This window comes from Chthoniobacter flavus Ellin428 (genome assembly GCF_000173075.1).
GTDB classification, from domain to species: Bacteria; Verrucomicrobiota; Verrucomicrobiia; order Chthoniobacterales; family Chthoniobacteraceae; genus Chthoniobacter; species Chthoniobacter flavus.
Genome location: NZ_ABVL01000007.1, coordinates 102,338 through 127,689, shown reverse-complemented (window position 1 = coordinate 127,689; position 25,352 = coordinate 102,338). Strand labels below are relative to the sequence as shown.

Sequence of the window (25,352 nt, the reverse complement as noted above, 5' to 3'; positions counted from 1 at the left end):
CGGACCGAGGAGCAGCGGCGGGGAAATGGTGATCAGCACTTCGGGTCGTGGACGAATCAGCACTCGCGGCAACGAAGTGAGGACAAAGGTCGCTTCATGAATGATCCGCCGCCACCAACGCACCCGGCTCGGCACGTAATGCCAGCAGCGATGCACGAGCACGCCATTCACCGTCTCGCTGCGCCAGATCACGCCGCGATCTTCCGCGCGCTTCCGCCACGCTGGGTAATAGGAAAACGTCGTAACCATCTCGACCTCGTGCCCAGCGGCGCGCAAGTGTTCGCACAGCGCGGTATTACACGGCCCGATGCCTGTCGCCTCCGGGGCGTAATTAATGCCCCAGACGAGAATCTTCATTTTGTCGGAGGCGCAGTTCGTAGGTCTTGGCCACACTCAGAAACTCGTACTCAGCGTGCAGCCGCGCAAAGTAATAACCCGCGCGGCCATCGAGAAATCCACGCTGCCAGACGTAGACAAAAAGAAAGCGCAGCAGGGGACGGCAAGGCAGGCGGCGCGACCAGCGTTTCAAGCGCTGGCGCCAGCCGAAGTCATGGGTCGGCGCGCGCTGCTCCTCGCTCAGGGTTACGTGCGCTTCCCAGTTGGAGTAGACATTGTGCTTTTCGACGAAAGACTCGATCGTGGGGAACGCGTAGTGCGCCATTTCCGCGCGCAGCCGCCCGATCTTCCCATCGACGATCATCGGCTCGTGGATTTCGTGATCGGCGTGGCTGATCGCCGCTGCGGTGAGTTTCGCGTAGCGCGCCTTGCGATGCTGGAAGAAGCGCATGATCCAGTTCGGGCGGTAGGCGTGATTGAGCCACTGGCCGAGGAACCAGAAGCGACGATCGATCTGATAGGCCACGCAATCCCCTGTGCCAGTGACGATGGCGCGCAATTCCTCGGCCGCCTCGGGCGGAAGCGTTTCGTCGGCGTCGATGAGGAAAACCCACTCGTGCTTGAAGGCGATATTCTCCAGCGCCCAGTTGCGCTTCTTCGGCCAGCTGCCGTTGAAATGGAATTGGACGACCCGGGCGCCGGATGCTTCCGCAATCGCCGGCGTGCCATCGGTGCTCTGCGAATCGACGACCCAGATTTCATCCGCCCACGCGATGCTCTCGAGACAGCGCGGCAGATTCGCCGCCTCGTTTTTCGCGGGGATCAAAAAGCTGACGGGAACTTTGTTCATTTGCCATCCCCGGCCTCGCGGACGATGCGGGCTGGATTTCCCACGGCGGTGCAACCCTCGGGAATGTCACGGGTAACCACGCTGCCCGCACCCGCCACCGCGCCGGCGCCGAGCGTCACACCCGGCAACACGATGGCGCGCGCGGCCACCCACGCGCGATCACCCAGGCGAATCGGCGCGCAGGTCATCGGAAAATCCGGTTGGCGATGATCGTGCGACGCGGCGCACAAATAAGCTCCTTGCGAGACGACCGAGCGCGCACCGAGCGTGATGGGTGCGACGTTGTAAATCTCCGCGCCATCGGCGATGCACGCGTCGTCGCCGAGCGTGAGTTGCCACGGCGCCCAGACGATGGCGCCGGGATAGACGTGACACCGTGCTCCCACCTTCGCGCCCCACACGCGTAGCACCAGCGCGCGCCAGGCATGCAGCGGACGCGGAGTCCAGCGGCAGAGCAACAGCCACGTGAGATTCCACGCGGCGCGGGCGAGTCGGTGTTGGAGCGAAAAGCTGGAGACCATTAGGTGGGCGAAATCAGGGCGACGAGGTTCTCCGCCGTACGACGGATATCAAACCGTGCGCTAAAGCAGCGTTGGGCGGCAAGCCGCATCGCCGCCGGGTCGGCCGCTTGCCAGCGTTCGAGGAGGCGGGCGGTGCCGTCGACGTCGTCGGCCTCGGCGAACCCGGCTCCATCGTCGACGATCTCGCGCCAGATATTGACGCGGCGCGAGAGCAGCACCGGCACTCCGCTGGCCAGGGCTTCGGCCACGGCGACGCCGAAATTTTCCTGGTGCGACGGCAGCGCGAAAACTTCCGCCGCCGCCAGCGCCGCCCATTTGTCGTCTCCGTAGAGCGGGCCGGTGAAAGTAACGCGCAGCCCATCCGCACGCGCGCGCAAATCCGCTTCCAGGCGCGAGTCCGCACACGGCCCGGCAAAGACCAGATGCAAGGGCGGCGCCACCCGGCGAAAAGCCTCGATAAGCAGATCGCAACCTTTCTTTTCGTGCAGGCGGCCGAGGAAAAGGAGAATCCGCTCACCGCGGAGTTGCGGGAAACGGGCGTCGAACAAAGCGCGCAGTTCTTCCGCCGGGCGAGGCGGTGCGGTCGTTCCCAGCGGGACGACGGATTCGCGTTGAGGCGCCCACGGTCGAAACAAATCACGGCCCAGTCGCCGCTCCTCCTCGCTGGTAAAGACGATGCCCGCGGCTTCCCGCACCACGCGATTTTCAATGAGCTTCCAGTAACAGAGCTTGCGAAGGTGCCGCCACGGGAACGCCTCGCGAAACCAAGGATCGAGCATGCCGTGAGGAAACAAAAAGTAGCGCGTCGCGGAGCCCCGCAAGGCCTGCATGGTGCCGATGCCCTGCCATTGCCAAAGACCGTGAATGAATACGGCTTCGTAGTCGTTGGCCTGGGCCCGCAACCAACGAGTGAAGTCGGGCGACCAGGCAAAGTTACCGCGTCCCGGAAAAGCATGCACCGGCACCGGCCACGACGCACCGGCGTCATCGAAGGTGGCAACTTCCGAGGCGACTCCCGCCGCCGCATGCGCGAGGCAAAGCTGCCGCACCAATTCCGCCGGGCCACCTCGCGCTGGATCGAGCGAATGCAGCACATGCAATAGTGGCCGCTTCATGCGTCCAGCACCTCCCGGTAGAGAGCGAGATATTCTCGAATCATGCGCTCCGCAGAGAAACGGGCCGCGTTTTCGATCCCGACCCGAATCGACTCGGTGCGTGCCATTTCATCCTGGCCCAGGATTTCTTCGATCGCTTCCGCGCCGGCGACGATGTCGCTCGGATCCGTCAAATAAAATGCCGCACCGCCGCCGACCTCGGTCATCGGATTCTTACCGGTTGTGAGCACATGGCATCCGCAAGCTTGCGCTTCGATGATCGGCCAGCCAAAGCCTTCTTCCAGCGAGGGAAAGAGCAAAAGTTCCGCCCCGGAATAAAGAGCCGCGAGCGCCCGGTTGTCCACGTTGCTGCGGGTCTCCACGCCCGGCGCATCGCAGGGCGGCCCGATCATGAGCAGGCGTGGAGTCTGCAATCCCAGACGCGCGCGAAGGGCGCTGTGCATGGCGACCACGCCGACGCGGTTCTTATACCATTGCCCTCCGCCAACGTGCAGAATGTAAGGTTCCACCGGCACGCCCTGTTTCGCGAAAATGGTCGCATCGACTTTCTCCCCACGGCGGCGGCGGGCCGCTGCCTCCGCGATTTCGGCCACGGGCGCGTAAGCAAAATTTTGCCCCATGTAGGTGACGCTGACGATCTCGGCGGAATGTCCCGTCAGACGCAGGACATCGCGTCGCGTGGCTTCCGAGATACATGTCAACCGGCGCGCACGGCGCAGACCGGCGAGAATCCAACGTTGTAGAATCCGGCCCGACCATCCGGTGCGGTTTTGTGGAAATTCGCCGCGCGCGGAGCGAATCGCCAGCATGTCGTTGCAGGTGACGAGGTGCGGTCGAGACGCGACGTCTCTCACGTACATCGCGTTTGAGTGGTCGCAGATGTGGACGAGATCGGCGGCCGCCGCGAGTCGCCGCAGGCGAGTGGGGAAGAGGAGAAATTTATCGAGATAGCCGAGCCACTTTCCGGCGCCGGAAGCGCCCGGCTTGAGCTTGCCGAAAACGGGTTCCGGCCGAGCGATCTGCACTTCCACGCCGGAGACGCGAAGACCTTCCTCCAGCGCGGCCGCGAAACGCAGCATGCTCTCCTGGCGATCATGCAAATAGTTGGAGACCAGCAGGACTTTCATCGCGCTTCTTCTTCCCTCTTCCCGTGCAACCGCTCGGCGTAGGAGGATCGACCTCGGATCGCCACCTCGGCGGGTTGCGGCACCGGTTGTGAACGGGGGAGTGGTGTTACCTGATCCTCCTGCTGGGCAGCGCTGAGCGCGAGGCCGGCGGTGAATACCGCGAAGCCGAGGGTGGTCGGTTGCCCAAATTGGCCATTCGCCAGGTCGAGTCCTCCGGCGCCGACGAGCAGCAGCGGCAGAATTCTTCCCGCGCGATACGCCTTCAACGCCGCAGCTATGACCACCAATAACATCGCGCAGCGCAGGGCGATATACGCCGCGCCCAGCGTCCCGCCGCTTTCCATGATCACGCGCTGCCATTCGCCTTCGCCCAGCGCAAATTCGGCCTGCCCGCTCAAGAGCCTAGCTCCTACGCTGGTCCCGACGCCGAGACCTAGACCGAGGACCGGCGCCCGGGAAAGCGAACCTCCCGCGGCGATGAAATCCTGAGCGAAACGCATCACAATGCCCTGCTCCATCCCCCCGCCGCTCTCGAAGCGTTCGTGTTGCACGGCCACGCCTTCTTTGAAGATCGGCACCAACGTGGTCAGCCCGACGCCCGCGATCAGGCCAAGCAGCAGAAAGATCACCGCTCCGCGCATCTGCGCCGGGCGCCGCAGCGCGATATACAGGACCAGGCTGCAAACAATGGCCACGGAAATAACCGCCGTGCGGCTGCCCGACACACCGATGGCCAGCGCCATAGCGGGCACCGCAGTGTACGATAGCCAGCGCGGGTAAGTCCGCCGGCCAAGCAAATCATCGAGCAGAAATGCAGTCGTCAGTGCGAGATAGCAGGACAGCCCCGTCACAAAAGAAAAGGTGCCCGACGCCCGGACCTTGCCGGCGGCGGCATAGAGTTGTCCGCCGATTTCACCACCGGCGCCGACGTTCCACCACGACTTGGGACCGGCCTGAAATTGCTTCACCGACAGCAGCGTCATGGGAATGAGGAGCGCCAGGAGAGCGAGCCCCATCCGTCGCACGTCCTCGCCCCGCAGAACGCGCGGCATGACAAAGACGAGCGGGAGATGCAGGAAATCCGCCCGCAAGCCGTAGATCGTCACCGCGAGATCGCCGATGCCGGCGAACGACGCCATAAAAGAAAGCGCCGCCAGAATGACTGTCCACAACATCATGCCCGAAGCCGGAAAGACGCCCTCCCGGATCGCGAGCGCGTAGATGACGACGACGATGGGATCGCGCACGATGAGGAGCGCATTGGAAAGACCCGGCACGAGCCATTTGCGCAGCGCTCCTTCCAGGAGGAGGAGCCAGAAGTAGAGCCAGATGAGCCGCCGCAAATTGTCGTGAGACCTATTCATGGGCGGGCGGGCAAAGAGAATCGATGGCCCCGATGATCCGGCGCGTATAATCGTCCCACGAACGCGCGGCTGCCATGCGCCGCGCCGCTTCCCGCATCCCCGGAAGCTCGCGACGATGATCGGCAAACCACGCGATGCGATCGGCGAGCGCCGCGGGATTCCGAATGGGAACCAGCCAGCCCGTCTCGCCGGCGAGGACGAGATCTTCGCCGCCGGCATTCGGGGTGACGAGCAGCGGCAATCCACGACTGAGCGCCTCCTGTTGGACGAGGGCCCTCCCCTCGACGATGCTCGGAAGGACGAGGACGTCGCAGGTATCCATCAGGCCAAGCACCTCGACCTGCGGTCGTGGGGATTCGTAGCGAAAATGCGGCCAGCCATCACGGTAGAATGACAGCGGGGCCAGCGGCGTGCCGAGCACGGAAAGCTCGATGTCGCGACGATCCAGCAGGCGCATCGCCGCGAAAAGATCCGCGAGACCTTTGCGCTGGGTCATGGTGCCGACAAAGAGCAAGCGGAGCGGGCCGTCGGGACGGCGCTCGGCGATGGTCTGCGGCGAAGCTGGCGAGCCGAATTCCGCGACGATGCTGCGCGTGCCATCCGGAAGACTCGATTGCACGAAACGACTCGGGCAGACCACGAGATTGGCGAGGCGAAGTTCCTCGGTCTTGCGGGCGAGTTTCTCCGGGGGATCGTCGGGCGCCTGGAGCGTAGAGGCCCACGGCGGCAGGCGTTCCGCTTCCTCGAGCAGCAGGCGCCGGGTGGTTTCCCAATAGGCGATGGGTAATTCGTAAACCCGACGCAGTCCTCGCTCGTAGGCCGCGCGAAATGTGGCCAGCGCACCATCCTCGTAGCAGTAGACCACACGCGCCGGTCCAAGGTTGCGCGCGACAGCCGCATCGAAGGCACGATATACGGCATCGATTCCGACCGGGCCACCGTGATCCTGCCATCCCAGACGTTGCGCGACGAGGCGGGCCAGTTCTCTCCACGGATGAAGACGCAATCGCGCGGGGGGCACTGCGACGGCCCGACGGCCAAACGCGACGGTCGTATGAAATTCGGCGAGACGACCGGCACGTTCCAGAGCTTCCGCGAGCGCGCGGTTGAAAGCATTCACCGTGGGATGGCTCTGCAGGATCATCGCCCGGCGGCCTCCTCCAAAACGCGCAAGTATTGCGCGGCCACAGCCGCGGCGGTGTGCTTGGCAAGATGTGGCGCGGCGGCCTCCTTATAGCGCCGCAAATCGGCATCTGGCGCGAGCAGCTTTTCGATCGAGCGTGCGGCATCTTCCGCGTCTTCGTGGCGAAAGGTGACCCCGGCAACGCCAATGGCGTCGGGCAGTCCGCCGCAATTCGCCACGAGCGGAATGCACCCGCAGGCCATCCCCTCGAGAGCGACCAGTCCAAACGGTTCCTGCAAGCGCGACGGGACAACGAGAACTCGGTGGCGATTGAGCAAGGCCGTCAGCTCCGGGCCGGTCTTTTGCCCGACAAAATCGATTTGGCTTTCGAGTCCGAGTTGCCGGCTGAGTTCGCGTAGGACGGATTCCGCCGGACCCTGTCCCACGACGGTGAGCCCGGGCAGCAGCCGGCGTTCACGCAACTGCACCAGCGCCTGGAAGAGCAGGTCGGCGCCCTTGTCCGGGACGAGGCGCCCGAGGAACACGAGATCCCGGTCGCGAACGATTGCAGGATCGCAGCGGAAAAGATCGTCGCGATAAGGATTGCCGATCACCACCGCCGGCGCCGCGATGTGCTGACCCAAAGCTTTGCTGACGACGATATTGCGCGCCCCTCGCACCACCCGTTGCTTCAACCGATCCTGCCAGCCGATGCGGCCATCGACCCGAGTGATCAAGGCGTGATGCGCGGCGACCCACGGACGCCGGCGCAAAAGCAGCGGCCATGCGGTCCGCAACGAAATGTTGTTATGAAAAAAGACGTCGCACCACTCGACCAACCGCAACAATTCGAGCGCCCCCGGGCGGCGATGAATCGGAAAGGGAAATTCGACCGAATCTCTTTCGGCGGTGTGCGTCACCACCTGCACTTCATGACCGGCACGAGTGAATTCGCCGGCAAGAATCCGGCCCACTTCCTGGATTCCACCGATGCTCGGGTGAAAGAAATGGGACGAGAACAGAATCTTCATCGGGCAGCTCATGAAACCCGCGCGGCCTCCCAATCCGCGAGAAATTGATCGACTACTTCGGCCTTTCGCAAATGGGGTGCGCGTCGCGTGGAAGTGCGAAGCTGTGCGGGCAGATCCGGACCCATTTTGATCAACAAATCCGAGTCACCGGAATGTTCAGGCACACCCGGATAGTGGATATCGTCGCGATTGACGATAACGGGCAATCCGCAGTCGAGCATCGCCGCCACACTCGCGCTTTTGCCGATCAGCAGCCATGGTGTCGTCGCGACGCCAAAGTCCGCCGCGGCAAAGAAATCCGCGAGGGCTGGCGGCGCGAGGCGTCCGAGACGCCGGAAGCGAAAATCAGCTCCGTAGGTTGACTCCATTTGGCGCCAGAGCGTTTCCCCCGCGCCAATGTTGCCAGCGTGGACCAATTCGATGGGCTTTTTCATTCCGCGCAATTGGGAAAAGAGCGGTTCCGCCGGCCACACGGGATGCAGCGTGCCGAAGAAGGCCAGGGTCAACCTGTCATTGGACCGGACCGGACTCGCCGTGGGCAAGGGCAACGAACCGAAGAGCGGCAAGCGGCGCGCGGCGAGATCGGCGCGGGCCAGGAGATGCACATAGGTATCGTTACTCGTGTGAATGAGACCCACGTCGAGGGTCCGCAGCAATTCGAGTACGCCACGTCTTTGCCACCAGCCGATCGCCCGGTGTTTCCACGAAGCGCCGCGCTCTTCGCCAATCCACAGTTCGTGGAGAAAGACCTGCACCGGCCAACCGGAAAACAGCATCCGCAAACGCGCGGCAGTGGCTCCGGCGAAGCCGCGCGGATGGAAACCGTAGTTAACGAATTGCAGGCTGAGCCAATCCGGCGCGAAGGCTTCCAACCATCGGCGGGCGCGGTGGAGCCGCTCCGGCCAGGGCAATGTAGCCGGCAGGCGCAGCAGGCCGGGCGTGTCGCTTATTTCGGCGAGGCGTGCGTCATTGAGGGCCACGCGGGCGACCGTGTGTCCCCGGCACGCGCATTCTTCCGCGAGCAGCGTGGTGTAATCGCCGACGCCGTCGCATTCCGGTTCGAGGCAACTGGTGACGAAGGCGATTCTCATGTGGGGGCGAGCAGGCTGCCGAGAACGGGCATCACTTCCTCCGGACTGCAGATTTCGGGATGATCGGACGTGCGGCCGAGCACGCGGGTCTCGGGATAAGCCCACTGAGTTGCGTGTTGGGCGGCATCAGCGAAATGAGGACCGAGGACGACGAGGCATGGTTTGCGGAAGGCGGCGGCCACGTGCATCGCCATGCTGGAATTGCAAATCACCGCGCGCGCTCCGGCGATCACGGAAAACAGTTCCGCCAGGGAATATCGCATGGTGTGGTCTTCGACATGTCCCCGGCCTTGCGCGAACGAGGCGCCAGCGACGGAGTCCTGCGGCCCGCCAATCACGATTACGCGGGCCGGCGCGAGGCGATCGAGCAGCGCGGCGAAATGAGTGGGCGGCCAGCATTTTTCGGCAAAGCCGCCGCCGGGCGCGACGACGATGGCTCCGTGCTGTTCCGGTTTGGAGGAGGGATATATTTGCGGGCGATTTTCCGGGAGTTCGGTGGCGCCGAGCAATTCGGCGAAACGCAACGCCATCCGACCGACGTGCTCATGCGCATCGAAGGCGACGCACTGCTGGGCCGCGGAATGGCCGCCGGCGTAACCACGCACCCCTAGTCGCCACGAAATCCCCGCGCGCATCTGCAACAGTGACCCCTGCGGGCTGCCGAGGACATCGATGCCGATGTCGCATTTCCGCGCGGCTAATGCCGCGACCTCTGGGGAACGACCGATGTAACGCAATGTGGCGGCGATATTCTGCGGCTGGATCTTGCCGTTATGCCACGGCGCATTGATCGGCAGAACTTCATCCACATGCGGATTGCCTCGCAGCACTTCGACATTCCACGCGCCCACGCCGGCAATGATCCGAGTCTTCGGGAATCGGCGGCGCAGAGCTTCGAACAACGGCGTGACGACCAGCAGATCCCCGATGTCGTTGTTCCGCAGGACAAAGATCGAACGCGGATTTTCCGGAATACAATCCGCGCGCGGGGCAAACCGGCTGGCCACCGTGCAAGCAGCTTCAATCGCGTTACGCTTCCAGGACATAGGAGCTCATGGTTGCCAGCGCTCGCGGGCCAGGCGCAGCAGTCGCGGCAGTCCACCAAAATGGGCGGCATGGCGTGCGGCATAACGCACCGTACGAAGAAGGTTGGGGCGGAAGTAAAGGTTGTAGCAAAGGCTCGCGTAGAGACAGCTCAGGGGGGCGCGGCGGTTTTGGGCAGCCGCTTCGTCGTGGTGTTCGACAAAGGCTCCAGGCACACAGCGGCTGGGCCAGCCGCGCGCGTAGAGCAGAGCGCCGAATTCCAGATACGATGAGCCGTAGCCGAACTCCTCGACGTATCGGAACCCGCGATCGAAGACCTCACGCGGATAGATCGTCGCCCCATCCGCGATCGCCCAATTGTCATCGGGATCCGCGATCGCGCTCGCGACGCCGCTGGGGTGTAACTGCGCGGCCTGCGCGGTGAAGGTATTCGGCTTTTCGTCGATGAAGCTTTGTTCCCCGCAAGTCCACAGCGCGTTCGGTTGGCGCTCGACGGCTTCCAGGCAGGCGCGCAGATGTCCTTGCGGCAGGGTGTGATCGTCATCCATCGTCCGAATGTGACTGCCATGACAGGCGAGGGCGGCGACGTTGCGATTCGCGTACAGACCGCGACGCGGCCCGACGACATGGTTCGCACCAAACTCCTTCGCAATGGCCACAGCAGCGGACGGATCGTCACTGTCATCGGAGACGATGATTTCAAAAGGCTGCGCCTCCTGGGCACGCAGACTGGCGAGGCACCGACGAAGGTTCGCGGGGCGATTGCGCGTGACGAGGGCAATACTAAGACGGATCCCGGCGCTCATCGTTTCGCAGCAAAACGCCAATCCCAATAGAGGATGTAAGGCAGGACGAACGGAAAGGTAAGCCAACTCCAGGCCACGTGAAAACAGCGGCGGCGCGGCCAGGGCAAATGACGGCGGGTGAGCAATTGCGCCGTTTGGCGCAGGAGCAACACGACTTCGTCCACCATGGCGTGCGGAAACGATCGGGCTTCGCCGGTTTTGAAGCGATAAAGGCTCATCCAGCGGATCATCCAGGTGCGCCGCCACAGACCGCGCCAACCGACATGGCGCGGCGGATGATGGACCAGCGCATCGGGAGCGAACCGCACACGCAGGCCCGCTTGGGCGACACGCCAGGCGAGTTCCATGTCCTCGCCGCCCGCTTCGAGAAAGTCTTCGTCGAAACCGTGGAGCCGTTCGAAGACGTCGCGGCGAATGGCGAAATTGCAGCTCCAAAGCACCCCTCCGGTTTGGTTTTCGACGTGTTCTTCAAACGGCGAATCGGTCGCCCCGGGCGCCAGGGTGCGGCCCTCCACCACGTCGACATCGCCAGCGGCTTGTTCCAACGCGGCCAGCCAGCCAGGTTGCGGTTCACAATCGTCGTCGACAAAGGCCAGCCATTCGCCCGCCGCGGCACGTGCGCCTTGATTGCGATTGGCCGCTGGGCCGCGATGTGGGCCGGCGAGCCAACGCGCGTGAGGGAATTCCCGTTCGACGAAAGTGCGCGTGGCAGCATCGCGACCGTCATCGCTGACGATGATCTCGGCTTCCGTGCCAGGTAGGCGACGGAGACACTGCGCCAGCAGCTCCGGGCGATGACAGGTGGGAATGATCACGCTGAATTTCATCGACGGCGCAATTGGTAGAACGGCGTGGCCAGGCTGAGCAACGCCGCGAGCGGATCGCCGGCCCGGAGATCTTCACGGGCCATCGTTTTCACCGCGTAGGCAAATTGGCGCAGCCACGCGCGACCCCACACTCCTTGCGGAGAATTCCACCCGGGCGTAGCGTCCGAGCAGTCCATGCGCGGAATCCCGAGTATGGCTCAACGCCCAAAGCGTCGGATCGGTCACGACGTCCCAACCCGCCGCCAGCAATCGCCGGCCAAGATCCGCATCCTCCCCGGCGCGTAACGCAGCATCGAAGCCGCCCACCTGCTCGACTGCCTCCCGCCGTAGAATGCAAATGCTGGTCGCGAGAAGAGCGCGGCGATTTTGCACTGGCGGCGCGGATTTGAAGAGATGACGTCCTCGCCAGCGCTCCACGAAGGTCTTGGGTTCCTGTTGAACGACATAAGCAAAAACGGCGCCGACTTTGGAATCGGCAAACCACGGGATGGCTTGCGACATGAAATCCGGCGCGGGGGTCAACGCGGTGTCGCACATGAGGATGAAAGGCGCGTCTGTCTCCTGTACGCCTCGCGCCCTCGCCGCCCCGCGTCCGGAATTCACCGCCATGCGAACGACCGTCGCGCCTTCGCGTTTGGCGACTTCGGTGGTGCCGTCTGTGGAGCCATCGTCGATTACCAGAATCGCTTCAGACGCGGGAGCCATGGTCCGCCACGCGGCGATCACTGGGGCCAGGGTCGCGGCGGCTTGAAAGGCGGGAATGACGACCGCGTATTTCATGGTTTCGTCCCCCAGCGCTCGATTACTTCGGCATAGAGTCGCCGGTGACGCTCGAGAAAAAGTGTCTCGTTGAATTCACGCTGCACGCGTTCGCGCGCGGCTTCTCCGATCTGCCGACACAACGCGGGATCGCCCACGGCGCAGGCGAGCGCCTTTCCCAACGCCTCCCCGGAAATATCCGCGGCGAGTAAGCCCGATTTTCCATTCTCAACTTGCTCGACCACACCACCGCTGGGTGTGGCTACCACGCAATTCCCGGCCGCCATCGCCTCGAGGATCACGCACGGGAAATTTTCCGCCGGCGAAGCGAAGAGGAAGATATCTGCCCTGGCGTGCAGCTTCGCGAGCCTGGCGACGTCGGAGACGTAGCCGTGCGATTCGCAAGACCAGTCGACAAGATTTTCCCGCGCCCACTCGGAATTTTCCCCGGCGAGGATCAAGCGCGGCCTCGATGGCGTTCGCGCGGCGACGGTGGCAAGCGCGGCCTGGAGGATCGGGAATCCTTTTTGTTCGTCGCGGAAATTCCGGTTCACGATGAGGATCGTCCCCGCTTCACGATTCACGCACGGCGGGGCGGCGAGCGCCTGGCAGAAGCCCGTGTCGACGGCATTGGGGATGTGATGCACCCGCCAGTGGCGGCCCACGCGGCTGGCGCCCACGATCCCGGCCAGCCAGCGCGAGGGCGCGATGATATTCAGCGGGAGCGGGGCGAGGTGGGTGAGTTTGGCGGCGAGTTGCGCGGCGGTGTCGTCGTGCGCGGAGAGCGGCCAACGGCCGAGTTGAGGGCAATCGCCGCAGGCCTCAAGATATCGCCGGCAATCGCGCGGATGGTCACAGCCGCCGGTCACTCCCCACAAGGCGTGAAAGGTCCAGACCAGCGGCTTGCGGCGAGCTACGTAGGCCAGCGATTCGATCGAGGCGTAACGGCCGTGAAAGTTGTGCAGATGCACCACGTCGTAAGAGGTCTCGGCCAGTCGGCGAAAGGCGCGATCCGTCCACTGCGCACGGGGAGCGAAACGCTCGACGACGGAATGGAATCGCGAGTGATGAAGTCGCGCCAGCGCTCGCGGATAGAGTGGATGTGTGTCGTGCGGGAAGACTTTGCCATCGGCTACGGCGAGGCGAGAAGAAGGCAATCCGCGCCGCAGTTGGTGCACCACGGTTTCCGCACCGCCGAGCCGCCATTGATTATTGACGAGCAGGATCTTCATGACTGCCGAAACGGACGTCCCAGATCCTGGCGAAGGGCGCGAAGGAAGAAACGCAGATCGTCCCGACGCGAGGCGCGGTGCACGACGGAATTACGCCAAATCTTCCATCCGCGAATTCCCAATTGAAAAGCGCGGCCAGCGGTTTCGAACCAGCGCGCCTCGAGCAGGCGATCGAAGATTTCCGGCTCGTGACACCGATGGTTCCGGTTCGCTTCGCGGAGAGTGCATAGCCAACGCTCGATTCGAGTGAAGAGGTCGAGCGAAGCGATCGGATCGAAAGCAACCAGTGACTCGTGAAGGTGCTCCGGGTCGCGGAGGCCAAATTTTTCCAACTGCGCGGCGTGAATGGCGGCCACCGCACGGAGCATGGCGGCGGCCTTGGTGGCGCTCACGCTTTGGGTATGCACGCGATAGCGCACGAGGGTCTCCCCCATCACCGCCAGACCGCATTTCAAACGGGGTCCAAAGATCGTAGTCTTCGGCCGGTTCGAACTCGCGACGGAAACGCACGTCGAGCGCGGAGGCACGCAGCATGACACTCGATTGCGCGAGACGATTGTGAAACAGGAGCCGGGCCCGGAGGGCGCGCGGCTCAAGCTCCGTCAGGTCGATCAAGCCGAGCGATTTTCCGGCAGTGTCGATGTGCTCGATACACGAGCCAAGCACGCCGACATCGGGATGAGCCCGCAGCCATTCCACCTGTCGCGCGAAGCGCTCTGGCACCGCAATGTCGTCGGCATCCAGAAAAGCAATGAATTTGCCGCGAGCTCCAGCAATTCCCCGGTTCCTGGCTTCCGCGGCGCCGCGGTTGGCTGAATGAGCGAGGACGCGGCACCGTGGGTCGGTCACTCGCGCCAGAACCTCCCGGCTGTCGTCAATAGAGGCATCATCGATCAGGATGAGCTCGAAATCGCCGAGGGTCTGCGCGAGCACGCTCTCGATCGCCTCCTGGACGAACGGAGCCGCGTTGTAGACCGGCATGATGACGGAAATCAGCGGCGCGTTCATGCCAGGCCCATGGTTTGAAAAGCAGCCGTGAAGCGATGCTCCCAGGTATGTTCCCGCAAGGCGCGCGCCCGGCCGGCGGCGGCGATCGCGCGGCGCTGGTCATCGTGTGCGAGATAGTGACGGCACTTCTCGAGCAATTCCTCGCGGGTGCGCCATGTTTCGATTTCCACCCCGGGAGTGAAAAATTCCGCGAGTTCGTCGCTGTGCTCAGCGAGGTAAAAGCCGCCACTCATCGGCACTTCGAAATCCCGCAACCGGACTTGCGTCACGCGCGGCGCGTTTCGATTGTCGCCCACGGTGGCGAAGCCGAGGTTGATCCGCGCCTTGCTGTAGAGCTGCACGAGCGAGGCATCGTCAAGGACCCCGCCGACGGCGTGCGCGGGCAACCCTCGTGAATTACCCAACCAATGCCGCAGCGGATTTCGCGATGGGGGCGGCACGTGATATTCCCACCGCGCGCCCCAGACTCGCACATCGAGTCCCTGCTCGCGCAACCAGAGCACGATATCGGGTCGGTCCGCGTAACATTGCCCGACGAAGGCAACATCGAATTCCAAGGGCACTTCGCACGGCTGATACGTCCGCGGATTCGCCGCCTCCTGGCAATAAATCGGGCGAGCGCCGAGCGCGCGGTAATCGTCGAGACGAAAATGCTCGGGAACGAGACACCAATCGTAATGCGGCGCGAGGCCGCTCACGAGATGCAATTGGTAGCTGGCGTTGCAGAACCAGTTCACCGTCGCAATGCCCAGCCCGCGAATGGCATCGATCACCGCCGGTTCCACGCAGGCGTCATAAAAATAGCTGAAGAAAACCTGCAGTGGCTTCTCCGCGTGCGCGGCACGAATCTGAGCGAGCAGAGCTTCACCGAGACGCGGGCGGTTTTGCACGATAAAAGGCGCGTCTTCCAGATGGCGGAAGGTTTCCGCCAAATCGTAATCAAATTCGATGACTTCATTTCCCAGCGACACCAGGGAATCATGCAAATTCCGGCGCCACAGGTTCGAGGCAAAATCGGGATTCGGCGACGAATCGGCGGCGTAAAAGATGCGCATACCGCCGTCAGGACAGGAGCCTTTCGAGGGCGACGATCCACTCGCGCCGCACCTTTTCCGGATGGAATGTTTCTTTCGCCCAGAGCCGATTGCGCGCGCTGATCGGCTCCAAGTCGTGAGTCGCGCACCACTGGATACAGCGCGCCAGGGACGAGACCTTGGGAATCTTGAAGTGCGCCTGGTGGATATAGGAGGTCTGCTCCGCCGGAGATTTTCCCCAGCGTGTCGCCGCGAGCAAATGGCTCGATGACACATATTCGTTCATCGGCGGATAATCCGTCGTGACGACCGGGAGGCCTGAGGCGATCGCTTCCAGGATCATGAAGCCGAGTCCTTCGCATTTGGACGGCTGCACGGCCACATCGCCCTGCCGGTAGAGATCGCCGTGGTGCTCCACGTGCTGCGACTCGATGCGCACGCGCGGATCGTCACAGGGCAGCGCAAATGCGTTTTGGGTGCGGATCACGAGTTGGATATCGGGCAGCGGGACGGAACGAAAAGCTTCGAGCGTGATGGCCGTGCCTTTCCGATCCTCCTTCTCCAGAAGACCAGCATTGTGGGCAAATTCCCGCGCGGGGCCGCGGATTTCCCTTTGGGGGAGCTGGCTGAGGTCGAGCGGCCAAACGAGGCGGGCAAGTCGGCGAAAGCCGAGCTTGCGCAAAGTCTTCTCGGCCATGCCGTGCACGCAGACGAAGAGATCGCAGAGTTGCCATTCTGGAACATAGAAGCGCAGCCATTCCCAAAGCACGACGTGGACCGTTTTGACCCCAGCGGCATGGGCCACACGCACGGCCTGTCGCGACCAATCGGTATCTTCAAAGATGATGATCCCTTGAAATGCCGCGAGTTGCTGGCGGAGCGTCTCGTCGCTCTCCAAGGCGAGCGGACAATCACTGCCGGCTGCATGATTGGTGTTGCCACGGTAGGACGGGGCGACCAACTGGCGGATCGGATCCAGCGACCGCCGCAAGTCCTCCGCCATGCGCCCGACGCCGGTCTCATCCTTCACTCCGACAATGGCCCAGCGCGCAAGATCAAGCGACGGCATGTTGGTCGGAGAAACGGGGATTCACGAACAGGAGAACGCCAGTCTGGTCTCCGCTGGGCAGAACCCGCGCGGGTTGCAGTTCTTCCGCCATGCGCAGGCCCAGTTTTTCCGCGATCTCGCGGATCTGGGTGAGACTGCCGCGGCCCGCGTGCCAGGAATGCCATTCGAGACAAAGACAACGGCTCTGCTCGATCAAGCGACGATAGTGGAGGAGCAGCTCATACTCCGCGCCCTCGATGTCCGCCTTTAGCAAGTCGTAGGGTGGTGGAAAAATGCGGAACAACTCGTCTTCATCCAACACCGGCACCCGCGTATGGAGGCCGGGTGTTTTATCCAGCCCTCCGAGCGACGAGCCCATGTAGGAGCGCTCCACGAATTCACACTCGCCCCGGCCTTCGGCAATCGCGCTCCGCAGGAAATTCCAATTCGATTCCAGGCCATTCATCGCGATGAGCCGCCGGATCCAGTCTTCCATCGAAGCATTGGCATCGACCAGCAAGGCCTGCGAAGGAGCGCGCTCGCCGCGGCGCCGGCGCTGCCATTCCAGCCAAAGCGAAAAGAAACCGGCATAACATCCGAGATCGATCCAACGGCGCGGCGTGCCGATGGCTTCGAGCATCGGCGCGTATTCCTGGTGCAGAAAAATCTCGGCAAACGAGGCGCCGAATTCCTGATCGAACAGCGGACTGGAGAGGCCTTCGCCGAGGGGCACCCGGGCGTCGAGGTCCGCAGGGTAACGGTAAAGAAGATGGTACGCCAAACGCCGCCGCAGCGATCGTGAGGCGAGCAGCGCATTCCAAAGCCATCCGCGCAATTTTTTCCCCGTGCTCATCCGATGGCTGGCGAGGTGGAATCGATCGCCCAATGAAGCGCGGGGCGGAGCACGCCCGGCAGTCGGTAACGCGATTCGCCGTGACGTTCGTGATCCTCGACGGAGAACTCGAGGCAATAGGGCGTGAGAATGTAGACCGGCCCGTGGGGTACATCGGCGCCGAAACGAAGTTGATAGCGGCCTTCATTCAGCAAGTGCGCGGGGAAACGGCATTCGCTGAACTTGCGCCCGGGTTGGCGCGTCTCCTCATCGGCCACGTGTACATCGTTCGAGCCGCACACCTCCACGCCCTCCGTGGTCTGCATGAGGAAGCCGACCCTCAATCCCGGCAACGGCCGATCGAGCTCATATTCCAGGCGAATCGTGAAAGGCTCGTCGTGGGAAAGGACTGAGGCCGGCTCACCGCGGGAATTGAGGACGGCGACGCTACGGTAACGAAAGCCGCCTTCCCGCGGCGCATTGGTCTCTGTCCAGGTGAGCACAGCCGCCCCGCTGGGCTCGATATCGAGATACGAGCGGAGCACGTCATTCACCTCGCCGTCATGCACGACTCGTCCGCGGTCCAGCAGAATGGCGCGCTCGCAGAGCGCCCGGACCGCGGCCGCATTGTGGCTGACGAGTAGCACGGCCCGGCCTTCTTCCCGGGCGATCTCGCCCATCTTGCCGAGGCACTTGCGCTGGAAAGCCAGATCGCCGACGGCGAGGACTTCATCCACGATGAGAATATCCGGCCGCAAATGCGCGGCGACGGAAAAGGCGAGCCGCACATACATGCCGCTGGAGTAGCGCTTCACCGGCACATCGAGAAACTGCTCGGTCTCGGCAAAAGCGACGATGCTATCAAACTCGCGATCGATCTCGCGCCGGTTCATGCCGAGGATGGCGCCGTTGAGATAGATGTTTTCGCGGCCGGTGAGTTCCGGATGGAAACCGGTGCCCACCTCGAGCAGCGCGCCCACTCGCCCGTGCAGGTCGATCTCACCGCGGGTCGGCGGCGTGATCTGCGAGAGGATTTTGAGCAGCGTCGATTTGCCCGCGCCGTTGCGGCCGATGATCCCGAGCACTTCCCCGCGATCGACCTCGAAGGAGACATCGTGGAGCGCCTCGAATTCCGTCTCGCGGCTATGGCGGGTAAAAGGTTTGCGCAGCTTTTGCGCGACCAATTCCGCGAGCGTGGTGGCGCGATGCTGGGTGGAGGCGATGCGAAACGTCTTTCCGATGTTCCGCACGGAAATGACGGTGTCAGATGACATCGGCAAATTGCCGCTCCATGCGGCGGAAAACGATGAGCCCGGCGAGGAAAATGACGACGGCCATGAAACAGGCATAGGTGCTCGAACGCACGCCGATCAAGCCATGGCCGAGGAGTGAAACGCGAAAGCCTTCGATGAAAGGTGCAAGCGGATTCAGCTTGTAGAGCAAGCGTGGCAGGCCGGCAGGGATGATAGCAATGGTGTAACCCACCGGACTGGCGTAGAGCAGGAATTGCAACGCCACCGGGCAGGATGTGGATTCACGTCGCGATAAGCGACCGCCAGCGCCGCGCAAAGCAAGCCGACGCCGGTGGCCAGCAGCAGGAGAAAAGAACAGCCACAGCGGCGCCATCAACAAGGAGACTGTCGGAGGCTGGCCGGAAATGAGGAGCAATATTTCCCCCACGACGAGGGCGATGCCGAAATCCAACAGCGCGGAAATCACGCCGGAAAACGGAAGAAGCAGACGCGGGAAGAAAACCTTGGAGACCAGCGGCGCATTGGCCACCAGCGAGCCGGAGGCCTTGAGCACCACGCCGTTGAAAAGATTCCACGCCAGCAAGCCGGCATAGGCAAACAACACATACGGCTGGCCGCCCGAATCCAATCGGGCTACGCGGCCAAAGACGAAAGCGAAGATGCCCGCACCAAGCAGAGGCTGGAGGATGACCCACAACACGCCCAGGACTGTCTGGCGATAACGGAGCTTGATGTCGCGCACGGCGAGCGCGAGGAGCAAATCGCGGAAGCGCCAGAGGCCAGACAGGTCGAGCGCCTCCCAGGCGCGCGGCGGGCGGATGCACACCATTGGCGGTTTCGCGGAGACTGGCGCAGGTTCGGCAACGGCCAGAGGTTCGACCTCGGGGGGGGCGACGGGAGCACTCATGGCGCCACGACCTCCCCGGTAGCGGCCAGCGCGGCATCCGTCATTTCGTTGACCAGCGCCTCGAAATCATAGGACGGCTGCCAGCCGAGAATCTGACGCGCGCGCGAGGCATCACCCCGCAATTCCTGCTCTTCACTCTCCCGGAAAAAGCGGTTGTCGGAAACGATGTGCTCCTGCGCATCGAGACCGGCCCGGGCAAAGGCCCGCTCGCAAAATTCCCGCACGGTATGCGTCACGCCGGTGGCGATGACGAAATCGGACGGCACCTCCTGCTGGAGCATGAGCCACATGGCGCGCACGTAATCCGCCGCGTGCCCCCAGTCACGCCGCGCCTCGAGATTGCCCAGTCGCAACTCGGAAGCCAGTCCGGCGCGGATGCGCGCGGCACCGGTGACGATTTTCTGGGTGACGAATTCCGGAGACCGGCGCGGGCTTTCGTGATTATACAAGATGCCGCTGCTCGCGTGGAGATGGTAGCGCGTGCGATAATTGCGCACGAGATCGAAGCTCGCGACCTTGGAGATGCCGTAGATGCTGCGCGGGACGAAAGCGGTGCACTCGTGCTGCGGTGTTTCGCGCGCCGCGCCGAACATCTCGCTCGTGCCGGCGAAATAAACGCGGCAGGCCGGAGCGCAATCGTGGACCGCCGAGAGCAGATAGTGCGTGCTGCCGACATTGGCATGCAGCGTTTCGAATTCCTCCTCGAACGAATAACTGACGAAGCTCGAAGCCGCGAGATGATAGCATTCCGTGGGGCGAATGCGATTCACGACTTTGAACAGGCTGGCGAAACTATCGAGCGACGCAGCGTGCAACTCGATGTCATTCAGCAAATGGCGGATGCGGCCCAGTCGCTGCTCGGGCGCTTCGAGAGCGGCCCGCCGCACCATGCCGTGCACTTCGTAGTCCTTCTCGAGGAGAAGCTCCGCAAGATACGAACCATCCTGTCCCGTGATGCCAGTGACAAACGCGACGCGGCGGGACATATCAGACACCGGCTTGGTCGCTCTTCGCCGTGGCGTAGTAATCCGGATACCGATAGTAATAGTAATCCTGCATCGCCTCGGAGACGTCATTGCAGACGATGCCGATGACATTCGTCTGGCGCTCGCGCAGGAGTTCCAGCGCCTTGCGGCTGGCACGCGTGCTCGAGGAGGTAAAGCGGAAGACGAAGACCGCGGCATCGGCCTTGGGCGCGAGGCTGGTGGTGTCATCGGCGGCCATCACTGGCGAGCTGTCGAGCACCACGTAATCGAACTCCGCATGCACCGTCTTGAGGAATTCGTCGGCGCTCCTGCCGAGATAAAGTTCGCCGGGATTCGGCACGCCGCGGCCGCGGGAGAGGAGCATCAGGCCAGGCACCAGCGTGAGTTGAATCGCATCATCCAGGGATTTGCGGCCGGAGAGGACATCGCCGAAACCGGCGTCGTTGGTCAGGCCGAAGGAGCGGTGCAATTCACCACGCCGCAGGTCACCATCCACGAGCAAGACGCGGGAGCCCGCGAGCGCCAGGGTGATGGCGAAATTCACGGCCACGGTGCTCTTGCCTTCATTCGGCACCGCGCTGGTGATGAGGATGACCTTGGGGGGCGCGCCCGCCACCGGGAGAAAGGCGATCGAAGAACGCAGCGAGCGGAAGGCCTCGGCAAAAGCGTGGCGCTCATCCTCGGGCATGAGGATCGCCGGAGACTCCGACCGACCGTCCGAGGGGCTGTGCGGGATCTGGGCGAAAACGCGTTCGCGGAAATAGGACTGAAACTCAGTGTAGGAGGCCACGCGGTCGTCGAGTTGGTCGATCAAGACCAGCAGCAGCAGGCCGACGAAGAGACCGAGCCCGATCCCGGTGCCGACCGTCTTCACCGCGCCCGGTTTCTGCGGCGTGGCGGCGCTGGCCCGCTGGCGAATCGAAATGATATCCTGGTCGACATTGCGGTTGATCTCGACGTTCCCCTTCGAGCGGCTGAGCGATTCGAGCTGCGCGCGCGCCCGGGTCACGTTGGCCTGCAGCGAACCGTATTCGGCCAGGCGCTGGCTCAAATCGAGCGCCTTGGCTTCCCATTCCTTGATCGTCTTTTCGAGATTCTCGATCTCCAGGCGCGTCGCTTCCCGCCGGTGTTGCAGGTCCTCCGCGCTTTGTTTTCGGAAGGCGTCGATGAGCTGCTGCTGTTGCGCGATCTGGCGGTCGAGCTCGACCATGATCGGATGCTTCGACCGCAGATCCTTCGCATACTCCGCGCGTTCGCTTTTCAGCACTTCGATCTGCTGCCGCGCGTGCGTGTATTCCATTTCCGGCTGGCCCGTTAAGCGCGGATTGCGTTCGCCGTCCTTGTCGCCGGCCCGGCTTTCATCGGCGGCGATTTTCTGGTCGAGCTGGAAGAGATCGAGCAACTGCGCCTCTTTCTTAAACTCGGCAAGTTGGGTATTCAGCTTGGCAAGATAGGCCCCCGCGCTGTTGCCGCCCTGCTCGAGGAAGCCCACGTTGTTCTCCCGCTGAAAGGTAACGAGCTTTTCCTCTTCCTTGCGCACGTCGGCCTGCACGCGCGAGATTTCATCCTCGATCGAGCTCTCGGCGTCCTCGCTCTTTTCCGTCCGCATTTCGCGCCGGGTGGCGATGTACTCGTGCATCAGCGCATCGAGAAATTTCTGCGGATACTGCGGCTCCGTCCCGATGGCCGAGAGATTGAAAATGGAAGTCTGCGGCAGCGGCGCGACGAAAAGCGTGATGGGACACGGCGTAAGCTCGGGATTGTTGCTGCGCACGAGATTGGCCGCGCGCTGACGCACCGCTTCGTCCTGCATGAGTTCGCGCTGCGTGGAGATGAAGAGATTCATCTCCTCGGTGTAGGTCACGCCCTCGGGGAGATTGATCTTCCCGCTGGCCATGATGCGGCCGGTGGAAACGTAGACGACCTGCTGGTGCGCCAGCATCCAGGCGCCGATCGCCATGCCCGCGCAGGTGGTGAAGAGCACCATCCACCAATACTTCCGCAGGAGCGCGCGATAGCGGTAGATCTTCGTGTGGATGAGGTACCACCATGAGGCGGCATCCTGATCCCGGGCTGGCGTGGCGGCTGGGTGAGCGTCCATCGCGGCTCAGAAATTCACGAACTTCTCGGGAACGATGATCGTGTCGTCAGGCTGAAGTTCCGGGTCTTTGTCGAGTTCGCCATGCACGGTCACGAGATCGAGATCCACGATGGTCGTTTGCGCGTTGCCATTGGCATTCTTGCGGATGAGTTTGACCTTGTGGTGATTCGCGAAGTCCGCGAAGCCGCCGGCCTTGAGGATCGCCTTGCTAAGGGTGAACCGCTCGTCGGGCGGAATGTCGATCGAGCCCTGCGACCGGACCTGGCCGCTGATGTAAACGCGGCCGCGCGCCTTGGCACTCACGGCGTCGAGTCCGATGATTACCGTGGCCTTGTAAAAATACTCCTTCTCCAGCATCGGCCGGATGGCCAGTGCCAGTTCCTTGCACGTGCGGCCGGCGGCTTTCACGCGGCCGATGAGCGGCACTTCGACTTCGCCGCTGTCCGCCACCATGAGCCCGACGGGATCGCGGCGCTCCTCGACGACGCGGTAGCTCAAGCGATCGCCAGCACCGAGTCGCCGTGTGGAATCCAGCACGTCCATGGAAGTGGTCGCGGCCACGACTGCGGCAGCGTCCGTCTGCGGTGGTTTTTCCAGCAGGGTCGCCCGCTGGGCGCGCAGCGGCGCGACGGCGAGCAAAGCCACGCAAAGGAAAAGCCAAACGGAGCGGGAGAGCATCATCAGAACGGGTTAGAAGGTGTAGCTCACACCGAGTGTGCCGACATTTTGATAGTAATCGCGCAAGGGCAGATCGGAATTTTTATTCACGTAGTGGTAGCCCAGGTTGAGGGACACTTTGTTGCCGAGACGCCAGCCCAGCGATATGCCCGCGCCCCAGCGCAGCGAGTTTTCGGAATCCTGTGCCACCATGGTGCCAGATTCATTGGCGTTCTCGACGAAGCCGTCGATCGACGCATTCAGGCGCGGATTGATCTGCCACTGCGCGAGATAGCGCACGTAATCGTATTCGTAGAAATTCACCTCCAGGCCGAGGCGCGCTTCGTGGCCGGCGCTCAAGGAATGGCTCCAGTAGCGATTGAGCCGCTGCGAGATAGTGACGCTGCCGTACCAGCCGGCAAAGTTGGTCGTGTCGCCGTTCTCGCCATTCCCGTCGAAGTTCATCCCCTGATAGCCGGCAGTGATGCGCAGCTTGGTGTAATTGGAAAGCGTGGCTTCGAGAAATGGGCCGGCGCTCCACGTCGTGCCGTTGTTATTGAAACCGGTCTGGTATTTCACCACCGCTCCGCTCAGGTCCGCACCGGCGACCAGCGCATCGGTCAACTGCAGGCTGGCGCTGCCGTAGAATTGTTCCTCATGGCGGTCGAGAAAGTCGAACTCGTCGCTGAAGGTGCGGTAGGTGAAGTGATCGTAACCGAGAACGAACTTCAGGTCATTGAAATCGAGCAGCGCCGTGACACCGGCGGTGTTTTGGAAGCGATCGAAACGCGCCGTGTTGCTGAGCGTCGGCTCATCGATCGGGTTCTGTATAATGGCAAAGCGATCGTGGACATTGATCTTCAAGATGCCGCCGACGTAGATGTCGAAAGACAATTCCGAACCGGGATCGAGCAGGATACTACGAGTATTGAGATCGCTATGCTGGGTATAGGCGGAGTAGGCCACGCCGATATTGAATCGCAGCGTGTTGAGGGTGGTGACGTGCCACACGCTGTTGAGATTGATCTCCGGGCGCACGATGAGGTCGCTCTGCCGGTTCACTTCCGAGAGGCCGACGTTGTCGTTGTATTCCAACCCGACCGAGGCCGAGGCGTTAAAATCGATCGGCCCCGCTTTCATGAAGTAATGGCCATCATTCTCCGGCTCCTTGCGGGCCTCGGAGGCGAGGGAGCCCGTCTGGGACGGCCGGATGGATTCTTGTGCGAGCGCGCCACTCACGGTACAAAAGAAAACCGCCTGCGCCATCCAAAGGACAGGCAGGGGGCGAAGCTGAAAATCGAGGGGGCGAAAATTCAAGTGGCCTTTTATGGGGAATTACACGTAATATGAAAAACACGATTGACAACAAAAATTATCAAACGTTCTCTAGAGTTCACATACGTAACACTCTGTATGAAACGCTGCTCCGTAATTCCACTCCTATTTTGTGGGTTGGCGATGGCCGTTGTGCCCGCCTCGGCCGAAGAGGCGATGACGGTGCTGCGGCAGGAAATCGCGGCCACGCCCGGATTGGCCCCCGCCATGGTGGCCCGCACGCTGAAGGCCGCTGGAGCGAACGCTTCCTCGGTCGCCGGTCCGGTGACGCAGGCGGCCATTCAGGGGCTCGGGTCTGGCGCCTCTTCGAAACAAATCGCCGCGATTGTTTACTCCGCCGTCCACACAGCCCCGGATAGCGCTTTGCAAATCGTGCGCGCGGCCGTGAGCGTCGCGCCGAAGTCCGCCCCGGGGATTGCCGCCGCGGCGGCGCTCGCCGTTCCCAATCCGTGGAAGGAAGTGCATTACCAACACGGGCCCCAGCCGGGGGTCGGAGCCCCGCAGGCGGCGCCCATCGTGGCCAAGGAACGGGATTTCAAATCGGAGCGGGACTACAAATCGCCCGTCGACGGCTCGCAATCGCCTCTTCCGGTTCAGGATCCCAATCCCCCCGCTGATCTGGTTGGTGATCCCATGACTTTGGCGGAAGCCATTGTGCAGGCGGCTGTCGACGCCGGTGGCGATCCCGGAGCCACGCAAAGCGCCGTGGATACCGCGCTTTTCGGCGATCCCGGTGCGCTCTTCAATCAAGTCAGCGGTTCGAAGAGCATCTCGGGGGTGGGTGACGCCGGTGACAGCAATTACGCCAACGAGCCGCACCTGCCCGATCCCTCGGTGGTCAGTCCGTAGCGCGTTGAGGTGGATCGCGATCTCCGAGCGCGATGGCTATCCACTCGCGCGCAACGCCTTGCTTTCCCGAGATGAACGGCTCTAGCGCGGTGGGCTTTCCCATGCCGCCCGGAGAT

24 protein-coding genes and 2 pseudogenes are annotated in these 25,352 nt (G+C 62.8%); 1 reads left to right on the top strand and 25 read right to left on the bottom strand.

Translation table 11 applies throughout. The annotated features are described in order from the left end of the window. Positions 1–6 precede the first annotated feature (6 nt). The 25 genes and pseudogenes from CFE428DRAFT_RS41065 to CFE428DRAFT_RS13430 all read right to left on the bottom strand — a co-directional run. A pseudogene (locus tag CFE428DRAFT_RS41065) lies at positions 7–357 on the bottom strand (glycosyltransferase); the annotation flags it as partial. Continuing rightward, entirely contained in the window at positions 332–1,186 is an 855-nt protein-coding gene (locus CFE428DRAFT_RS13550; protein ID WP_006980122.1) for a glycosyltransferase family 2 protein, read from the bottom strand. The pseudogene CFE428DRAFT_RS41065 and the gene CFE428DRAFT_RS13550, both read right to left, overlap by 26 nt. Continuing rightward, positions 1,183–1,707: a DapH/DapD/GlmU-related protein gene (locus tag CFE428DRAFT_RS13545; protein WP_006980121.1), complete on the bottom strand. Its 525-nt coding sequence runs from the start codon at positions 1,705–1,707 to the stop codon at positions 1,183–1,185. Before CFE428DRAFT_RS13545 ends, CFE428DRAFT_RS13550 begins: the two co-directional genes overlap by 4 nt. Then, entirely contained in the window at positions 1,707–2,822 is a 1,116-nt protein-coding gene (locus tag CFE428DRAFT_RS13540) for a glycosyltransferase (RefSeq protein ID WP_006980120.1), read from the bottom strand. The genes CFE428DRAFT_RS13545 and CFE428DRAFT_RS13540 overlap by 1 nt, the downstream gene beginning before the upstream one ends. Next, positions 2,819–3,949 carry a glycosyltransferase family 4 protein gene (locus CFE428DRAFT_RS13535; RefSeq protein WP_006980119.1) on the bottom strand — a complete coding sequence of 377 codons (1,131 nt, stop codon included), beginning with the start codon at positions 3,947–3,949 and terminating at the stop codon, positions 2,819–2,821. Before CFE428DRAFT_RS13535 ends, CFE428DRAFT_RS13540 begins: the two co-directional genes overlap by 4 nt. Beyond that, a complete protein-coding gene (locus CFE428DRAFT_RS13530; RefSeq protein WP_006980118.1) occupies positions 3,946–5,313 on the bottom strand; it encodes a hypothetical protein in 1,368 nt (455 codons plus the stop codon). The genes CFE428DRAFT_RS13535 and CFE428DRAFT_RS13530 overlap by 4 nt, the downstream gene beginning before the upstream one ends. Continuing rightward, a complete protein-coding gene (locus tag CFE428DRAFT_RS13525; RefSeq protein WP_006980117.1) occupies positions 5,306–6,457 on the bottom strand; it encodes a glycosyltransferase family 4 protein in 1,152 nt (383 codons plus the stop codon). The genes CFE428DRAFT_RS13530 and CFE428DRAFT_RS13525 overlap by 8 nt, the downstream gene beginning before the upstream one ends. Next, positions 6,454–7,467 (bottom strand): glycosyltransferase family 4 protein, encoded by a 1,014-nt coding sequence (locus CFE428DRAFT_RS13520; protein WP_042724986.1) that lies wholly within the window; start codon positions 7,465–7,467, stop codon positions 6,454–6,456. Before CFE428DRAFT_RS13520 ends, CFE428DRAFT_RS13525 begins: the two co-directional genes overlap by 4 nt. Positions 7,468–7,475: 8 nt before the next feature. Next, complete coding sequence (locus tag CFE428DRAFT_RS13515; RefSeq protein ID WP_006980115.1) at positions 7,476–8,558, bottom strand: glycosyltransferase; 1,083 nt, start codon at positions 8,556–8,558, stop codon at positions 7,476–7,478. Further along, positions 8,555–9,604 carry a glycosyltransferase family 9 protein gene (locus CFE428DRAFT_RS13510; RefSeq protein ID WP_006980114.1) on the bottom strand — a complete coding sequence of 350 codons (1,050 nt, stop codon included), beginning with the start codon at positions 9,602–9,604 and terminating at the stop codon, positions 8,555–8,557. Before CFE428DRAFT_RS13510 ends, CFE428DRAFT_RS13515 begins: the two co-directional genes overlap by 4 nt. Before the next feature lie 6 nt (positions 9,605–9,610). Further along, positions 9,611–10,408 (bottom strand): glycosyltransferase family 2 protein, encoded by a 798-nt coding sequence (locus tag CFE428DRAFT_RS13505; protein ID WP_006980113.1) that lies wholly within the window; start codon positions 10,406–10,408, stop codon positions 9,611–9,613. Continuing rightward, on the bottom strand, positions 10,405–11,235 hold the full coding sequence (locus CFE428DRAFT_RS13500) for a glycosyltransferase family 2 protein (protein WP_006980112.1): 831 nt from the start codon (positions 11,233–11,235) through the stop codon (positions 10,405–10,407). The genes CFE428DRAFT_RS13505 and CFE428DRAFT_RS13500 overlap by 4 nt, the downstream gene beginning before the upstream one ends. A 72-nt stretch (positions 11,236–11,307) precedes the next feature. After that, positions 11,308–12,015 carry a glycosyltransferase family 2 protein gene (locus CFE428DRAFT_RS13495; RefSeq protein WP_006980111.1) on the bottom strand — a complete coding sequence of 236 codons (708 nt, stop codon included), beginning with the start codon at positions 12,013–12,015 and terminating at the stop codon, positions 11,308–11,310. Next, entirely contained in the window at positions 12,012–13,226 is a 1,215-nt protein-coding gene (locus CFE428DRAFT_RS13490; protein WP_006980110.1) for a glycosyltransferase, read from the bottom strand. Before CFE428DRAFT_RS13490 ends, CFE428DRAFT_RS13495 begins: the two co-directional genes overlap by 4 nt. Continuing rightward, complete coding sequence (locus tag CFE428DRAFT_RS39785; protein ID WP_237705492.1) at positions 13,223–13,681, bottom strand: hypothetical protein; 459 nt, start codon at positions 13,679–13,681, stop codon at positions 13,223–13,225. The genes CFE428DRAFT_RS13490 and CFE428DRAFT_RS39785 overlap by 4 nt, the downstream gene beginning before the upstream one ends. A 130-nt stretch (positions 13,682–13,811) precedes the next feature. Next, positions 13,812–14,207: pseudogene (locus tag CFE428DRAFT_RS41060) on the bottom strand (glycosyltransferase family 2 protein); the annotation flags it as partial. 23 nt (positions 14,208–14,230) lie between these two features. Continuing rightward, positions 14,231–15,289, bottom strand: a complete 1,059-nt coding sequence (locus CFE428DRAFT_RS13470) for a CgeB family protein (RefSeq protein ID WP_006980106.1) — start codon at positions 15,287–15,289, stop codon at positions 14,231–14,233. Between the two features lie 7 nt (positions 15,290–15,296). After that, positions 15,297–16,337, bottom strand: a complete 1,041-nt coding sequence (locus CFE428DRAFT_RS13465) for a glycosyltransferase (protein ID WP_006980105.1) — start codon at positions 16,335–16,337, stop codon at positions 15,297–15,299. Further along, positions 16,324–17,169 carry an FkbM family methyltransferase gene (locus CFE428DRAFT_RS13460; protein WP_006980104.1) on the bottom strand — a complete coding sequence of 282 codons (846 nt, stop codon included), beginning with the start codon at positions 17,167–17,169 and terminating at the stop codon, positions 16,324–16,326. The genes CFE428DRAFT_RS13465 and CFE428DRAFT_RS13460 overlap by 14 nt, the downstream gene beginning before the upstream one ends. Next, complete coding sequence (locus CFE428DRAFT_RS13455) at positions 17,166–18,422, bottom strand: ABC transporter ATP-binding protein (protein ID WP_006980103.1); 1,257 nt, start codon at positions 18,420–18,422, stop codon at positions 17,166–17,168. The genes CFE428DRAFT_RS13460 and CFE428DRAFT_RS13455 overlap by 4 nt, the downstream gene beginning before the upstream one ends. Beyond that, positions 18,412–19,308, bottom strand: coding sequence for an ABC transporter permease (locus CFE428DRAFT_RS13450; RefSeq protein ID WP_006980102.1), 897 nt, complete (start codon positions 19,306–19,308; stop codon positions 18,412–18,414). The genes CFE428DRAFT_RS13455 and CFE428DRAFT_RS13450 overlap by 11 nt, the downstream gene beginning before the upstream one ends. After that, a complete protein-coding gene (locus tag CFE428DRAFT_RS13445; RefSeq protein WP_006980101.1) occupies positions 19,305–20,294 on the bottom strand; it encodes a GDP-mannose 4,6-dehydratase in 990 nt (329 codons plus the stop codon). Before CFE428DRAFT_RS13445 ends, CFE428DRAFT_RS13450 begins: the two co-directional genes overlap by 4 nt. Before the next feature lies 1 nt (position 20,295). Further along, positions 20,296–22,395, bottom strand: a complete 2,100-nt coding sequence (locus tag CFE428DRAFT_RS33575) for a polysaccharide biosynthesis tyrosine autokinase (protein ID WP_006980100.1) — start codon at positions 22,393–22,395, stop codon at positions 20,296–20,298. A 6-nt stretch (positions 22,396–22,401) separates the two neighbouring features. After that, positions 22,402–23,076 (bottom strand): polysaccharide biosynthesis/export family protein, encoded by a 675-nt coding sequence (locus CFE428DRAFT_RS13435; protein WP_006980099.1) that lies wholly within the window; start codon positions 23,074–23,076, stop codon positions 22,402–22,404. A 9-nt stretch (positions 23,077–23,085) separates the two neighbouring features. Next, on the bottom strand, positions 23,086–24,369 hold the full coding sequence (locus CFE428DRAFT_RS13430; RefSeq protein WP_131989356.1) for an outer membrane beta-barrel protein: 1,284 nt from the start codon (positions 24,367–24,369) through the stop codon (positions 23,086–23,088). 141 nt (positions 24,370–24,510) lie between these two features. On the opposite strand from CFE428DRAFT_RS13430, the gene CFE428DRAFT_RS13425 reads away from it, so the two are divergent. Then, the gene (locus CFE428DRAFT_RS13425; RefSeq protein WP_006980097.1) at positions 24,511–25,236 is read left to right on the top strand and encodes a hypothetical protein; all 726 of its coding nucleotides are present in this window, start codon (positions 24,511–24,513) and stop codon (positions 25,234–25,236) included. The last annotated feature ends 116 nt before the right edge of the window (positions 25,237–25,352 follow it).

Coding starts and splice junctions, on each gene's coding strand:
- CFE428DRAFT_RS13540 (WP_006980120.1), bottom strand. CDS start 2,822: ATGAAGCGGCCACTATTGCATGTGCTGCATTCGCTCGATCCAGCGCGA.
- CFE428DRAFT_RS13535 (WP_006980119.1), bottom strand. CDS start 3,949: ATGAAAGTCCTGCTGGTCTCCAACTATTTGCATGATCGCCAGGAGAGC.
- CFE428DRAFT_RS13500 (WP_006980112.1), bottom strand. CDS start 11,235: ATGAAATTCAGCGTGATCATTCCCACCTGTCATCGCCCGGAGCTGCTG.
- CFE428DRAFT_RS13550 (WP_006980122.1), bottom strand. CDS start 1,186: ATGAACAAAGTTCCCGTCAGCTTTTTGATCCCCGCGAAAAACGAGGCG.
- CFE428DRAFT_RS13450 (WP_006980102.1), bottom strand. CDS start 19,308: ATGAGTGCTCCCGTCGCCCCCCCCGAGGTCGAACCTCTGGCCGTTGCC.
- CFE428DRAFT_RS13510 (WP_006980114.1), bottom strand. CDS start 9,604: ATGTCCTGGAAGCGTAACGCGATTGAAGCTGCTTGCACGGTGGCCAGC.
- CFE428DRAFT_RS13515 (WP_006980115.1), bottom strand. CDS start 8,558: ATGAGAATCGCCTTCGTCACCAGTTGCCTCGAACCGGAATGCGACGGC.
- CFE428DRAFT_RS13520 (WP_042724986.1), bottom strand. CDS start 7,467: ATGAAGATTCTGTTCTCGTCCCATTTCTTTCACCCGAGCATCGGTGGA.
- CFE428DRAFT_RS13435 (WP_006980099.1), bottom strand. CDS start 23,076: ATGATGCTCTCCCGCTCCGTTTGGCTTTTCCTTTGCGTGGCTTTGCTC.
- CFE428DRAFT_RS13505 (WP_006980113.1), bottom strand. CDS start 10,408: ATGAGCGCCGGGATCCGTCTTAGTATTGCCCTCGTCACGCGCAATCGC.
- CFE428DRAFT_RS13545 (WP_006980121.1), bottom strand. CDS start 1,707: ATGGTCTCCAGCTTTTCGCTCCAACACCGACTCGCCCGCGCCGCGTGG.
- CFE428DRAFT_RS13530 (WP_006980118.1), bottom strand. CDS start 5,313: ATGAATAGGTCTCACGACAATTTGCGGCGGCTCATCTGGCTCTACTTC.
- CFE428DRAFT_RS33575 (WP_006980100.1), bottom strand. CDS start 22,395: ATGGACGCTCACCCAGCCGCCACGCCAGCCCGGGATCAGGATGCCGCC.
- CFE428DRAFT_RS13460 (WP_006980104.1), bottom strand. CDS start 17,169: ATGAGCACGGGGAAAAAATTGCGCGGATGGCTTTGGAATGCGCTGCTC.
- CFE428DRAFT_RS13490 (WP_006980110.1), bottom strand. CDS start 13,226: ATGAAGATCCTGCTCGTCAATAATCAATGGCGGCTCGGCGGTGCGGAA.
- CFE428DRAFT_RS13470 (WP_006980106.1), bottom strand. CDS start 15,289: ATGCGCATCTTTTACGCCGCCGATTCGTCGCCGAATCCCGATTTTGCC.
- CFE428DRAFT_RS13445 (WP_006980101.1), bottom strand. CDS start 20,294: ATGTCCCGCCGCGTCGCGTTTGTCACTGGCATCACGGGACAGGATGGT.
- CFE428DRAFT_RS13495 (WP_006980111.1), bottom strand. CDS start 12,015: ATGAAATACGCGGTCGTCATTCCCGCCTTTCAAGCCGCCGCGACCCTG.
- CFE428DRAFT_RS13425 (WP_006980097.1), top strand. CDS start 24,511: ATGGCCGTTGTGCCCGCCTCGGCCGAAGAGGCGATGACGGTGCTGCGG.
- CFE428DRAFT_RS13525 (WP_006980117.1), bottom strand. CDS start 6,457: ATGATCCTGCAGAGCCATCCCACGGTGAATGCTTTCAACCGCGCGCTC.
- CFE428DRAFT_RS13465 (WP_006980105.1), bottom strand. CDS start 16,337: ATGCCGTCGCTTGATCTTGCGCGCTGGGCCATTGTCGGAGTGAAGGAT.
- CFE428DRAFT_RS13455 (WP_006980103.1), bottom strand. CDS start 18,422: ATGTCATCTGACACCGTCATTTCCGTGCGGAACATCGGAAAGACGTTT.